Raw genomic sequence first — 12,214 nt, forward strand, 5'->3', positions numbered from 1 at the left:
TATGAATATCTCCGCTACGATCCTTCTGGCTTTTGGCATGTCCATGGACGCATTTGCCGCCTCTATTGGTAAAGGTGCCACCCTCCATAAACCTAAATTTTCCGACGCCCTGCGTACCGGTCTCATCTTTGGTGCTATCGAAACGCTGACGCCGCTTATCGGCTGGGGTCTGGGGATGCTCGCCAGCCAGTTCGTGCTGGAGTGGAATCACTGGATTGCTTTCGTGCTGCTGGTGTTCCTCGGCGGACGCATGGTGATTGAAGGCTTTCGTGGTAACGGCGATGAAGATGATGCGCCGCTGCAACGCCACGGCTTCTGGCTTCTGGTGACAACCGCCATCGCAACCAGCCTGGATGCAATGGCCGTGGGTGTCGGTCTGGCGTTTTTGCAGGTCAATATTATCGCCACCGCGCTGGCGATTGGCTGCGCCACGCTGATCATGTCAACGCTGGGGATGATGGTGGGTCGGTTCATTGGCCCGCTCTTAGGCAAACGCGCCGAAATTCTGGGCGGTATCGTGTTGATCGGGATTGGTGCCCAAATCCTTTGGGCACACTTCGCGGGTTAACCTTCGCGCTGCCAGCAATGGATGCTGAAATCCGTATGGCAGCGAAATTCTGTCTGCGCTGCCAGCGTTTCCCACACCTCTGGTTTTGCCCGCCATGCAAACGGCGTCATTTGCAGTAACGCCACTGCTTCACTTCCCTGCAACGTCATTTCATACGCTACCGACTGCGCCTGCTTTAACGCAAAGCCCGCCAGCTGTTCAGAGTGCGGCGCATGCAGGTGAACTTCATCATAGATCAGCCCTTTTAACTCCAGCAGATGACGCGGCCCTGGCGTGACGGTGATAACCCAGCCGCCAGGCTTAACGACGCGCGCCAGCTCCTCTGCCTTGCACGGCGCATAGATACGCACCACGGCGTCCATACTCGCTTCTTCAAACGGCAGGCGGTGGCTGGAGGCCACGCAGAACGTTACCGCTGAGTAGCGTTTGGCTGCCGCACGGATTGCCACTTTCGACACGTCCAGCCCGAAAGTTTCGGCACCCTTCTCAGCCGCCACGTCAGCAAACGTGGCGGTGTAGTAACCTTCGCCGCAGCCGATATCCAGCATGGCGGATGCGCCTTCTGTCAGATATTGACGGAGTAAGGCGACAACGGCATCCCTGAGCGGTTGATAGTGCCCGGCATCGAGAAACGCCCGGCGCGCCTGCATCATCTCCGCGCTGTCACCCGGGTCCCGGGAGCGCTTGTGTTGTACCGGCAGAAGATTTACATAGCCCTCTTTCGCCCGGTCAAACTGATGTCCCTGTGGACAGATAAACGTTTTCTCCGCGCGCGTCAGCGGCGCGTGGCAAAGGGGACAACTGAAAGACATGACAGCTCCAGGGCGTAAACCAAAAGGCGAAGTGTACCGCTATTCGCCAGGGTTATAAACGGCTGGGTGACGCATCACGATCAGATGGTCAGAATCTGCCGGCAGCCCGTCTGGCTTCACGTTTTCCAGGCGCAGGACGTTACCCATAATTTCGCTGAACACGGGCGCAGAAACGGCCCCGCCATAGTAGGCACCGTTTTGCGGATCGTTGATCACCACCACCAGCGCGAAACGGGGATCGCTGGCAGGCGCAACGCCTGCGGTATAGGCGACGTATTTATCCACATACTTACCATGTTCATCGATTTTTTTGGCCGTCCCGGTTTTTATCGCCACGCGATAGTTACGCACCGCCGCTTTGACCCCGCCACCGCCGGGTAACGCAACGCTCTCCATCATATGTTCCACCTCGTGAACAATTTCCTCGGGCATCACCCGCTTGCCAATCACCGGCGGGTCAATACGAGTGATGGACAGAGGCCGTTCAATGCCGTAGCTGCCGATGGTGGCATACACATGCGCCAGCTGGAGGGGGGTTACCATCAGGCCATACCCAAAGGCAAAGGTCGCCCGATCTAACTGACTCCAGAATTTTCGCTGCGGCAGTAAACCTGCGCTTTCTCCCGTTAAACCAAGCCCGGTACTCTCGCCAAAACCAAAGTTTTTATAGGTATCCAGTAACCGTTGCACGGGCATCGCCAGCGAAAGACGGGATACGCCTGTGTCGCTGGATTTTTGCAAAATCCCGGTCATCGTCAGCTCGGGGTAGTAGCCCACATCACGAATACGATGACCATCAATGGTGTAGGGATGCGTATCTATCACGCTGTCAGGCTGTACCAGCCCCTGCTGTAGCGCCGTCATCAGCACCAGAGGCTTAACGGTCGAGCCAGGTTCAAAGGTGTCGCTGATCGCGCGATTGCGAAAATCATCCAGCGTTGCCCCTTCCCGGTTGTTGGGGTTGAAGTCGGGGAAGCTCGCCATCGCCAGAATTTCGCCCGTTCGGATATTAATCAGCACCGACGCGCCTGACTCAGCTTTGTTCCACGCCACGGCATTATCCAGCGCGTCTTCGGTGATAGTTTGCAGGCGTTCATCGATACTAAGCTGAATATTATGTGCAGGTACGGGAGCCACCTCCGTAAGGTTCTCCACCACATGTCCGTAGCGATCTTTCCTGACCAGCCGCACGCCTGCCTTCCCGGTAAGCTGCGTGTTAAAGCTTTTCTCGACGCCCTCAATGCCCTGACCATCAATATTGGTGAAGCCAATCAGGTTCGCCGCCACGTGCCCGGCAGGATAAAAGCGGCGGGACTCATCGCGAAGGTTGATGCCGGGGAGACGCAGCTTATCGATCCACTTTGCCTGGGCGGGATCAACCTGACGGGCCAGGTAAATAAATCGCCCGTGCGGGTTACTGTTAATTCGCGATGCGAGCGTGCTCAGAGAAAGGTGTAAGGCATTTGCCAGGGCCTGCCAGCGCGAGTCAAAACCGATCCCCCCTTTTTCCAGCACTGTTTTGGGATCGGCCCAGACGGCCTGGACGGGTACGCTCACCGCAAGGGGTCGCCCTTCACGGTCAACAATCATCCCACGCGGGGCGTCTATCGCCACTTCGCGCAGGGAGCGCATATCCTCCTGCTTCACCAGATTATCCGGTTTGATAATTTGTAGCCACGCTACGCGGCCCAGCAGAAACGCAAGGCTACAAAAGATGGCGAGACACAGAAGTGCAAAACGTGCCGGAGTAAAATTTCCGGTGGTGGTTATTGTCTTTTTTTTCACCTTAACCCCAGGGCTGTTAATCAACGCCCTGATTTAACGGGAAAAGCGGATAATAAGGCGGGAAAACAATGCTAATAATCTCGCGGGTTTGCAACAAGATAATAACAGAGGAGGATTACGTAATATTTTGAAAAATAAGCGAATAAAAAAGCCCCGCATCGGCGAGGCTTATGTCTGAGATCGAAGCGCTGAGCGCTTCAGTCAGCAGTGATTCGATCAGATAGCAGTTACGTTAACCGCAGCTGGGCCTTTCTGGCCATCCTGAATTTCGAACTCAACGTTCTGGCCTTCAGCCAGAGTTTTGAAGCCGTTACCCTGGATTGCAGAGAAGTGTACGAACACGTCTTTGCTGCCGTCAGCAGGAGTAATGAAACCAAAACCTTTAGACTCGTTGAACCACTTAACTTGACCTTTAATCTTTGCCATTTGCAAAATTCCTTAGAGTGTTTTCTTAGCCCGCGGGCTTTGACATAGATAAAACTGAGACATTACTGCTTGAGGCACTAATATAAGGTTCGGCAGAGAAGCGGTATTCAACGACAACGTGTTTACTCAGGACTTCTTTACTGAAAATGCCACACATAAACAGAACTGTACCTCGTTTGACCCAAAACGTGTTATCACACACAACGTTTAATATGGCAAGCCATTTTTAAACGTGTCTCGATCCGCCGCACAAATTCAGACGTTACTCCATAACAATCTGCACAGTTATGCGAATTGTCAAATGAAGCGCCACCTGACCTCACTGCCCGCAGGGTGCGTTGACGCGCCCTGTAATCAAAGACTTTTTAAACATAGCTCAATCATTTCAAAGCGTCCATCCCAATCCCAGAATTTCTTTAAAGGAATGACTGAGTTAGAACATTTTGTGAAAAGTTATGCTGAAAACATTGCAACGCACCAACATGTGTCAGGGGATATACGATGTTAATTACATTTTGCTAACTGTATTAAAAACCACCATTTAATAAGTGTTATTCTGCACCAAAATAATGAAATTTTTATGACTCTGCCTCAAAACAAGGCAAGCAAAACGTTTCGATAAAAATAAAACACTTCAGGAAAGATAAAGCACACTATTTATTCAACGAAACTGAATTTGTTAAATAAGAATAAATATTCGCCAGTTTTCAGTGTGCTAAAACATGAGTTAACTGCTGCTTAATTAAATGCCGGGAAGTTTTGGGATGCATTTGATAAGGGAGGGGATTTACGCCGTACGTCAAGCCACCTCCCCGCTCCGGGCAGACTATCGTTCAGCTACCAGGCGAATGAAGTCTTCCTCGTCTTGTTGTTGAGCAACAGCGTCCTTCGGTACCGCTTTCTCCTCCGGCTCGTTGGCTTCGCACAAACGACGCAGCAGCGCAATCTGCCGTTTCTGCTGATCGAGCAATGCTTCCAGCAGCTCAATCTGCTCGTTTGTGCGGGAGCTGGCGCGGTTAACGAAAAACCACAGCACCAGCCCAACGACCAGCACCACCAAAGACATTACCAGGGATGCAATGCTCAGCAGCCCCGAATTCAGTAACTCACCCATTTCACCACCTCAGTAAAAACCGCCATTTTACCACTGCCGCCGCGTAAGGACATCACTCAGCGTAAAAATGGTCTCTACCAGGGGATAAACTTATTGATTGAACAAATGCCGCTAAAGAACTGTACATCCTGATCGCACATCACATTGATAGTCTGCGTCCACAGCACCACGCATGCTATCAACACTATAATCAGAATTACCCAGCGTATTTTTTTCACTCCACACTCCGTCTTATGACCTGATACAGCCAGGTTATCACGGTTATCTTAAACAGGGGCTAACTGTACCTTCAACAGACGCTTTTCGGAATCGTGCACTTGTTTCACTGCGTAAAGCCGTTACGCTTACTCTATGACAACAAAGAAAAAAGAGGCAACGATGCGTTTACTTATTCGTACAGTAATTGTACTGGCTATTGTCTGGATCGGCCTGTTATTAAGTGGGTACGGCGTATTAATGGGGAGCAAAGAAAATGCCGCGGGTCTGGGTATCCAGTGTAAATATCTTACCGCCCAGGGGATAAGCACGGCTCAGTACATCCATTCCGACAGCGGGATCATCGGGTTAACCAACTGTCCTGTGCTGCGTAAATCATCTGTTGTGGTTGATAACGGTTAATCAGCGCTGAACTTCGCTTACAGAAACGCCGCAAAAGTGCGGCGTTTTTATTGGTGGCGTCGATCAGAACGGATAATCGTTATAGCCCATCTGCTCTGAAATTTTGCGCGCTGCGGTATGCAGAATCGCCACATATTCATGAAGACGCTCTTCAGAGAAACGCAGCGTTGGGAACGAAATGCTCAGGCCCGCAATGACAACGCCGAAGCGGTCAAACACCGGCACACCGATGCAACGCAGCCCCTCTTCCTGCTCTTCGTTATCTTCCCCGTAACCCTGCTCACGCACTTTATCCAGCACGCTCAGCAGTTCTTCCGTACTGGTAATCGTGCGGTCGGTGCTGCGTTTGTACTCCACCCCGTCAAGGATTTGCTTCACCTCTTCGCGATCGCGCCAGGCCAGCAGTACTTTACCAATTGCGGTGCTGTATAGCGGGTTACGACGACCGATGCGTGAATACATGCGCAGGTTGTACATGGAGTCAATTTTGTGGATGTAAACAATGCTGTCTTCATCCAGCGCACCGAGGTGAATTGTCTCTTTCGTCAGTCGTGAAAGTTCACGCATCTGAATGTCAGCGCTGCGGATCAGATCCACGTTCTGCAAGGCACGGGCGCCCAGTTCAAACAGTTTCAGGGTCAGAGAATATTTTTCTGATTCTCCTTCCTGCGCGACATAACCCAATGATTTCATCGTCTGCAAAAAGCGATAAACGGTGCTTTTCGACATCATCACACGCTGCGACAACTCTGTAATACCAATTTCACGCTCTTCTCCGAGCGCCTGCAAGATGCCAAACACCTTCAGCACGGAAGAAACAGAATCTGGCTGCTTATCCAAATCTGCGATTGCCATTTATCACCTCATGGAGAGTGTTTTATAAAAATCAGAACCGGTTTTTATTATAAATTCGTGTGATGCGTGCTGCAATCTATCTGGGTTTACTTCGTTACAAATCTGCGACATAAAACCGAAATAACGATGCTAAAATAGTTACTCTGAAAATAATTTCACGCTGAGTCATTCTTTCCCCATGCAAAAAAACGTTTCTGATGGCCTGCCCTTACCGCAGCGGTACGGGGCAATTGCCACTATTGTCATCGGTATTTCGATGGCTGTCCTTGACGGTGCGATTGCCAACGTGGCTCTTCCTACCATTGCCAAAGACCTTAATGCTTCGCCGGCAAGCTCCATCTGGATTGTGAACGCGTACCAGATAGCGATTGTGATTTCCCTTCTGTCATTCTCTTTCCTGGGCGATATGTTTGGTTATCGCCGGGTTTACCAGTGCGGGCTGGTGGTCTTTACCCTCACCTCGCTCTTCTGTGCCCTTTCAGATTCACTGCACACCCTTACGCTGGCGCGTATCGCACAGGGCTTTGGCGGGGCGGCGCTAATGAGCGTGAACACGGCCCTGATACGGCTTATCTACCCTCACCGCCACCTGGGACGCGGGATGGGCATTAACTCCTTTATTGTGGCCGTGTCGTCCGCCGCCGGGCCGACGATTGCCGCCGCCATCCTGTCCGTTGCCTCGTGGCAGTGGCTGTTTGCCATTAACGTGCCGCTGGGCATTGTGGCGATCTTCTTCGCCCTGCGCTATCTTCCGGAAAATGGTCCGAAAAACACCATGCCACGTTTCGATCTGCCCAGCGCTGTGATGAACGCGCTGACCTTTGGCCTGCTGATTACCGCGCTGAGCGGATTTGCGCAGGGACAGTCTCTGTCGCTCATTACCACAGAAATCGTTGCCATGCTTATCATCGGCTTTTTCTTTGTACGACGTCAGCTGGCGCTGCCCGTGCCGTTACTGCCGGTGGATTTGCTGCGTATTCCGCTGTTTTCGCTATCCATTTGTACCTCCATTTGCTCGTTCTGCGCCCAGATGCTGGCGCTGGTTGCGCTGCCGTTCTTTTTGCAGAGCGTGATTGGCCGTTCGGAAGTGGAGACAGGCTTGCTGCTCACGCCCTGGCCTCTGGCAACCATGGTGATGGCCCCGCTGGCCGGTTACCTTATTGAGCGCGTCCATGCCGGGCTTCTGGGGGCGATTGGACTGGTTGTCATGGCGGTGGGGCTGTTTGCGCTGGCGCTCCTGCCCGCCTCGCCGGGGGATCTGGATATTATCTGGCGCATGATCCTGTGCGGGGCCGGTTTTGGTCTGTTCCAGTCCCCTAATAACCACACGATTATCACCTCTGCCCCACGTCATCGCAGCGGTGGCGCCAGCGGGATGCTGGGCACGGCAAGACTGTTAGGGCAAAGCACCGGGGCCGCACTGGTGGCGTTGATGTTTAACCTTGCCGGGCAGAATGCGACACACGTTGCGCTGATTACCGCAGGGACCCTGGCGACCCTCGCGGCTGTCATTAGCGGCCTTCGCGTCACCCAGCCAAAGGCGCAGGCATAAAAAAACCGGGCGGAGAATGGCTCCAGCCCGGTTCTTTTCAACCCGATTACGTTACTTCAGGTATTCGCCGCTACGCAGCGCTTCAATACGTTTATCCAGCGGCGGGTGAGACATAAACAGCTCGCTCAGCGACTTTGATTTGCCGTTGATGCAGAAGGCCATCAAGCTGTTTGCTTCCTGCGGCTCGTAGCTGGTTTTAAGACGTTGCAGCGCAGCAATCATCTTTTCACGACCCACCAGTTTCGCGGAACCGGCATCCGCGTGGAACTCACGATGACGGGAGAACCACATGGTAATGATGCTTGCCAGGATACCGAACACCAGCTCCAGCACCATTGAAACAGCAAAATAGATCAGCGGGTTGCCGTTGCTCTCTTCACCCTCATCACGGTTGCCACCCATAAACCCGGCAGCAATCTGTGCCAGAATACGAGAAATAAAGATAACGAAGGTGTTCACCACACCCTGGATCAGGGTCATGGTGACCATATCGCCATTGGCGATATGGCTGATCTCGTGAGCAATAACCGCTTCCGCTTCGTCACGGCTCATGTTTTGCAGCAGGCCGGTACTGACGGCCACCAGGGACGCGTCACGACGCGCACCGGTAGCAAACGCGTTAATATCCGGCGCGTGGTAGATGGCTACCTGCGGCATGGCAATGCCCGCCTGCTTTGACTGCTGAGCAACCGTGCTCATCAGCCACTGCTCCATATCGTTACGCGGTTGCTCAATAACTTCACCGCCCACGGATTTCAGTGCCATCCACCTGGACATCAGCAGTGAAATGAAAGAGCCACCGAAACCAAACAGCAGCGCCATAATCAACAGACCCTGAACGCTGCTCGACTGAATTCCCGTCAGGCTTAGCACCAGCCCGAATACCACCATCACCGCCAGGTTGGTGAGCAGGAAGAGCGCGATTCGCATCATAATATTCTTTTAACCTCAGTTTAACAAAACGCACTATGCGATTACCCACATCGTATGGGTATTACGGCTATTTTCAAGCATCCAGACGGCGTAAGTCACCAGAAAGACACAACTTTACACAATTGGAAATCTGCCTGACGGAAGGAGGAGGTACATAAAGAAACAGGCACAATTTCTTGTGCCTGTTGGGGGATTATTTTGTCGGAGCAGGTTGCAGGGCAGGTTTCTCTTTTTCCAGCTTCGCGAGATCAAGCGCGATATGCACCGTCTCGTCCAGATACGGATCGGGCTCCTGGTAATCCTTAGGCAGATCGTCCAGTTTTTTGAGCAGAGGCTTGCCTTCACGTTTGAAGCGATCGTTGATACGCGCCAGACGTGTCGCGTCATCTTCATTGTTCTCTTTCTCACGCTGGGCGTAGTTCAGAGACACAATGTTCCGTTTCGCTTTCAAAGCGTTGAAACGCGCGATGTCCTTCATGATGTACTGGAATTCCGGATCCTTCCCGATGCGATCGTTGTGATTTTTCAGCAGTTCTGGTCCGAACTGTTTCATATCACCCGATTTCACGAATGTCGCAGCATCAATGCTATCCCACGGCAGCGCGTTATCTTCAAACTTCTCGCCCGTTTCCGTCTCTTCGGTACCTGTCGGCATCATGATATCCGGCGTCACGCCTTTGCGCTGCGTACTGCCGCCGTTGACGCGGTAAAACTTCTGAATGGTGTACTGTACTGAGCCCAGCGCTGGCCATTCAGGGCGCAGCATCTGGTCGTAAATACGGTTCAGAGAGCGGTACTGCTGAACGGTGCCCTTGCCAAACGTCGGTTCGCCGACGATTAACGCCCGGCCGTAATCCTGCATGGCAGCAGCGAAGATTTCCGATGCAGAGGCGCTGAAGCGATCGACAAGCACCACCAGCGGACCCTTATAGTAGACCACACCATCGGTATCGGCATCTTCACGCACTTTACCGTTGTTATCGCGCACCTGTACCACCGGGCCAGACGGGATAAACAGCCCGGAAAGCGAGACGGCCTCGGTCAATGCCCCGCCGCCGTTGCTGCGCAGGTCAATGATCACGCTGCTGACATTCTGCTTTTCAAGCTTCTGGAGCTGCACTTTCACATCATCGGTCAGGCCGACGTAGAAACCTGGGATATCCAGAACGCCAACCTTCTCTTTACCCACGGTTTTCACCGACATTTTCACCGCGCGATCTTCCAGACGGATACGCTCACGGGTGAGAGTAACGATACGGGTTTTAGTCCCCTTACCGGCTGGCAGGATCTCCAGGCGAACTTTGCTGCCCTTCGGCCCTTTGATCAGCGCAACAACATCATCAAGACGCCAGCCAATCACGTCCACCATGCTCTTTCCGGTTTGACCCACACCGACAATACGGTCGCCTACGCTGATCGCTTTGCTTTTCGACGCAGGGCCACCGGCCACCATGGAGTTGATTACGGTGTAGTCATCGTCCATCTGAAGCACAGCACCGATACCTTCCAGAGACAGGCTCATTTCGGTATTGAACTGTTCGGTGTTACGTGGAGAGAGATAATTAGTGTGCGGATCAATTTCATGCGCAAACGCGGTCATCGCCAGCGAGAAAACATCTTCACTGTTGGTCTGCGCCAGACGACGAATAGCGAATTTGTATCGACGATTTAACGTCTCACGGATCTCTTTCTCGTCTTTGCCTGTAAGCTTGAGGCTCAGTTCGTCATATTTGACTTTTCCGTCCCACAGCGCATTCAGTTCAGCCTCCTCTTTCGGCCATGGCGCTTTGCTGCGGTCCAGATTAAAGGTGTCGTTGCCGGTGAAGTCCATCGGACGTTCCAGCACTTTCAGCGCGTATTGATAACGCTCAAAACGGCGCTTTTGCGATAAGTTGTACAGATCGTAGAACAGATCGAGCTTTCCGGAGCGCAGCTCATCACCCACTTCGGATTTGCGTTTAGCGAACTGTTCGACATCGCTGGCCAGCAGTACGTTATGGCTGTAATCCAGCAAGTTCAGATAACGGTCAAAGATTTTGGCCGAAAAGGCCTGATCGAGATCGAACTGACGATAGTGCGAACGAGTAAAGCGCGACGTCACGCGCTCACTCACCGTCGCGTGCTGAGTCTCTTCCTTGAGCACCGGAATTTGATCAACACGCGTAATATCGTCCACAGCGAAAGCGTGGCCTGTTATAGCAAACAGGCCAGCCAGCGCGGTGAGCTTAAAAAAAGTGTTCATGCCAGGCTCGGCCTCCGTTTCAGAACAACAAGTGTTCTGCGCGTACAATCATTGACATACCAGAAGTCAGCTGTACACGAACGCCATCTTTGGTGATTTCCAGTACGGTGGCGTCCATCGCGTTGTTACCCGCTTTCACCTTCAGAGACTGACCTACGCTCAGCGCATTGATGTCAGAAACCGGGGTGTGACGCGGCTCTTCGCGCGGCGCACGTGGGGCTTTAGCTGCGGGTTTGTCAGCACGCGGTTTGCGATCGTTATTTTCAGTACGACGCGGTGCCGGGCGCGGTTTACGCTCGCGACGAGGGGCGTCTTCCTGACCGTTTGCCGCTGCGGCTTCGCGTTTTTTCGCCTGCTGTTCCGCACGCTGTGCCTGCACGCGAGCTTTGGCTTCTTCAAGCTGCTTACGTGCATGTTCTACGTGCTGCTCGTCCAGCTCACCGCACGGGTTGCCGTCAAGGTCGACACGGGTCGCACCCGGCTTGATACCGTACAGGTAACGCCAGCTCGAGGTATAAAGGCGCAAGGCAGAACGAAGCTGCGTTTTGCTGAGGTTCATCTCCCCCTCAACGCGCGCGACCAGATCCTGAAAGATACCGACTTTCAGAGGACGCGCTTCACCTTCAGCGCTGAAGCACTGCGGGAAACGCTCGGCCAGAAATGCGATAACTTCTTTACTGCTATTCAACTTAGGTTGATTTTCCATGAAATTTCCTGATTACAACGGACGTTGCCAACAAGCGCAGGCATGAACAGGCGACATTATAATGACGCTATCAGTAAATGCTACGTTATCCGTTGATTATCCTGCGACGCTCGCAAAGAATTTATGATAATCGGTCTCTGCCAGAACATTTTCCAGGTTTGCGGCCAGCGCGCGCAGCCCCTGCTCATCCTCGGCAGTAAAGCGGCTGAAGACCGTGCTGTCGATATCCAGAACGCCAATAATCTGATTTTTAACCACCAGCGGCAGTACGATTTCAGAATTGCTGCTGGCATCGCAGGCAATGTGGCCGTCAAACGCATGAACATCTTCGACACGCTGAACCTGACGGGTCGCCACTGCGGTACCGCACACGCCGCGACCTACCGGGATACGCACGCAGGCGAGTTTTCCCTGGAAAGGCCCGAGCACCAGCGTGTCGCCTTCCAGCAGATAAAAGCCCGCCCAGTTCACGTCAGAAAGGCGTTCGAACAGTAATGCACTGGTATTTGCCAGAGTGGCTAAGAAACTGGTTTCCCCTGCCATTAATGCCTTAAAATCGCGATTCAGATCCGCGTAGAATTCTGTTTTGTTCATTATTCAATC

The 12,214-nt window shown here is 52.8% G+C and carries 13 protein-coding genes and 1 pseudogene; 3 read left to right on the forward strand and 11 right to left on the reverse strand.

Features of this window, described 5'->3' with window-relative positions:
• The first annotated feature begins 1 nt into the window (after nt 1).
• On the forward strand, nt 2-568 hold the full coding sequence (mntP, locus tag LOC22_RS01135) for a manganese efflux pump MntP (protein ID WP_023296797.1): 567 nt from the start codon (nt 2-4) through the stop codon (nt 566-568).
• Here mntP and rlmA read toward each other — a convergent pair.
• From rlmA to mgrB, 6 genes and pseudogenes are all read right to left on the reverse strand, one after another.
• Nucleotides 565-1,380: a 23S rRNA (guanine(745)-N(1))-methyltransferase gene (rlmA, locus tag LOC22_RS01140; protein WP_033486812.1), complete on the reverse strand. Its 816-nt coding sequence runs from the start codon at nt 1,378-1,380 to the stop codon at nt 565-567. The genes mntP and rlmA overlap by 4 nt on opposite strands.
• A gap of 39 nt (nt 1,381-1,419) precedes the next feature.
• Nucleotides 1,420-3,165 (reverse strand): peptidoglycan glycosyltransferase FtsI, encoded by a 1,746-nt coding sequence (ftsI, locus tag LOC22_RS01145; protein WP_032648589.1) that lies wholly within the window; start codon nt 3,163-3,165, stop codon nt 1,420-1,422.
• Nucleotides 3,166-3,381: 216 nt separating this feature from the next.
• Entirely contained in the window at nt 3,382-3,591 is a 210-nt protein-coding gene (gene cspE, locus LOC22_RS01150) for a transcription antiterminator/RNA stability regulator CspE (protein ID WP_001062678.1), read from the reverse strand.
• A gap of 12 nt (nt 3,592-3,603) precedes the next feature.
• Nucleotides 3,604-3,748: pseudogene (locus LOC22_RS01155) on the reverse strand (DUF2627 domain-containing protein).
• Between the two features lie 669 nt (nt 3,749-4,417).
• A complete protein-coding gene (locus LOC22_RS01160) occupies nt 4,418-4,705 on the reverse strand; it encodes a YebO family protein (protein WP_230239277.1) in 288 nt (95 codons plus the stop codon).
• A gap of 74 nt (nt 4,706-4,779) precedes the next feature.
• Nucleotides 4,780-4,923, reverse strand: coding sequence for a PhoP/PhoQ regulator MgrB (gene mgrB, locus LOC22_RS01165; RefSeq protein WP_003859906.1), 144 nt, complete (start codon nt 4,921-4,923; stop codon nt 4,780-4,782).
• A 160-nt stretch (nt 4,924-5,083) separates the two neighbouring features.
• On the opposite strand from mgrB, the gene LOC22_RS01170 reads away from it, so the two are divergent.
• Nucleotides 5,084-5,323 (forward strand): YobH family protein, encoded by a 240-nt coding sequence (locus LOC22_RS01170; RefSeq protein WP_017384332.1) that lies wholly within the window; start codon nt 5,084-5,086, stop codon nt 5,321-5,323.
• A gap of 63 nt (nt 5,324-5,386) precedes the next feature.
• On the opposite strand, the gene kdgR is transcribed toward LOC22_RS01170, so the two are convergent.
• Nucleotides 5,387-6,178, reverse strand: coding sequence for a DNA-binding transcriptional regulator KdgR (kdgR, locus tag LOC22_RS01175; RefSeq protein ID WP_015570299.1), 792 nt, complete (start codon nt 6,176-6,178; stop codon nt 5,387-5,389).
• A 178-nt stretch (nt 6,179-6,356) separates the two neighbouring features.
• On the opposite strand from kdgR, the gene LOC22_RS01180 reads away from it, so the two are divergent.
• Entirely contained in the window at nt 6,357-7,730 is a 1,374-nt protein-coding gene (locus LOC22_RS01180; protein ID WP_230239278.1) for an MFS transporter, read from the forward strand.
• A 51-nt stretch (nt 7,731-7,781) separates the two neighbouring features.
• Here the strand turns inward: LOC22_RS01180 and htpX are convergent, their stop codons facing one another.
• From htpX to LOC22_RS01200, 4 genes are all read right to left on the reverse strand, one after another.
• The gene (gene htpX / locus LOC22_RS01185; protein ID WP_230239279.1) at nt 7,782-8,663 is read right to left on the reverse strand and encodes a protease HtpX; all 882 of its coding nucleotides are present in this window, start codon (nt 8,661-8,663) and stop codon (nt 7,782-7,784) included.
• Between the two features lie 193 nt (nt 8,664-8,856).
• Nucleotides 8,857-10,905 carry a carboxy terminal-processing peptidase gene (gene prc / locus LOC22_RS01190; RefSeq protein WP_058700630.1) on the reverse strand — a complete coding sequence of 683 codons (2,049 nt, stop codon included), beginning with the start codon at nt 10,903-10,905 and terminating at the stop codon, nt 8,857-8,859.
• Nucleotides 10,906-10,924: 19 nt separating this feature from the next.
• Nucleotides 10,925-11,611 carry an RNA chaperone ProQ gene (proQ, locus tag LOC22_RS01195; protein ID WP_003859895.1) on the reverse strand — a complete coding sequence of 229 codons (687 nt, stop codon included), beginning with the start codon at nt 11,609-11,611 and terminating at the stop codon, nt 10,925-10,927.
• A 96-nt stretch (nt 11,612-11,707) separates the two neighbouring features.
• Entirely contained in the window at nt 11,708-12,205 is a 498-nt protein-coding gene (locus LOC22_RS01200) for a GAF domain-containing protein (protein WP_006811006.1), read from the reverse strand.
• Between the last annotated feature and the right edge of the window lie 9 nt (nt 12,206-12,214).

This window comes from Enterobacter sp. AN-K1 (genome assembly GCF_020971765.1).
Taxonomy (GTDB): domain Bacteria; phylum Pseudomonadota; class Gammaproteobacteria; order Enterobacterales; family Enterobacteriaceae; genus Enterobacter; species Enterobacter hormaechei_C.

Bases quoted from the DNA above. Each gene is read 5' to 3' on its own strand.
- mntP (WP_023296797.1), top strand. From the start codon at position 2: ATGAATATCTCCGCTACGATCCTTCTGGCTTTTGGCATGTCCATGGAC.
- rlmA (WP_033486812.1), bottom strand. From the start codon at position 1,380: ATGTCTTTCAGTTGTCCCCTTTGCCACGCGCCGCTGACGCGCGCGGAG.
- cspE (WP_001062678.1), bottom strand. From the start codon at position 3,591: ATGGCAAAGATTAAAGGTCAAGTTAAGTGGTTCAACGAGTCTAAAGGT.
- LOC22_RS01160 (WP_230239277.1), bottom strand. From the start codon at position 4,705: ATGGGTGAGTTACTGAATTCGGGGCTGCTGAGCATTGCATCCCTGGTA.
- LOC22_RS01170 (WP_017384332.1), top strand. From the start codon at position 5,084: ATGCGTTTACTTATTCGTACAGTAATTGTACTGGCTATTGTCTGGATC.
- kdgR (WP_015570299.1), bottom strand. From the start codon at position 6,178: ATGGCAATCGCAGATTTGGATAAGCAGCCAGATTCTGTTTCTTCCGTG.
- LOC22_RS01180 (WP_230239278.1), top strand. From the start codon at position 6,357: ATGCAAAAAAACGTTTCTGATGGCCTGCCCTTACCGCAGCGGTACGGG.
- htpX (WP_230239279.1), bottom strand. From the start codon at position 8,663: ATGATGCGAATCGCGCTCTTCCTGCTCACCAACCTGGCGGTGATGGTG.
- prc (WP_058700630.1), bottom strand. From the start codon at position 10,905: ATGAACACTTTTTTTAAGCTCACCGCGCTGGCTGGCCTGTTTGCTATA.
- proQ (WP_003859895.1), bottom strand. From the start codon at position 11,611: ATGGAAAATCAACCTAAGTTGAATAGCAGTAAAGAAGTTATCGCATTT.
- LOC22_RS01200 (WP_006811006.1), bottom strand. From the start codon at position 12,205: ATGAACAAAACAGAATTCTACGCGGATCTGAATCGCGATTTTAAGGCA.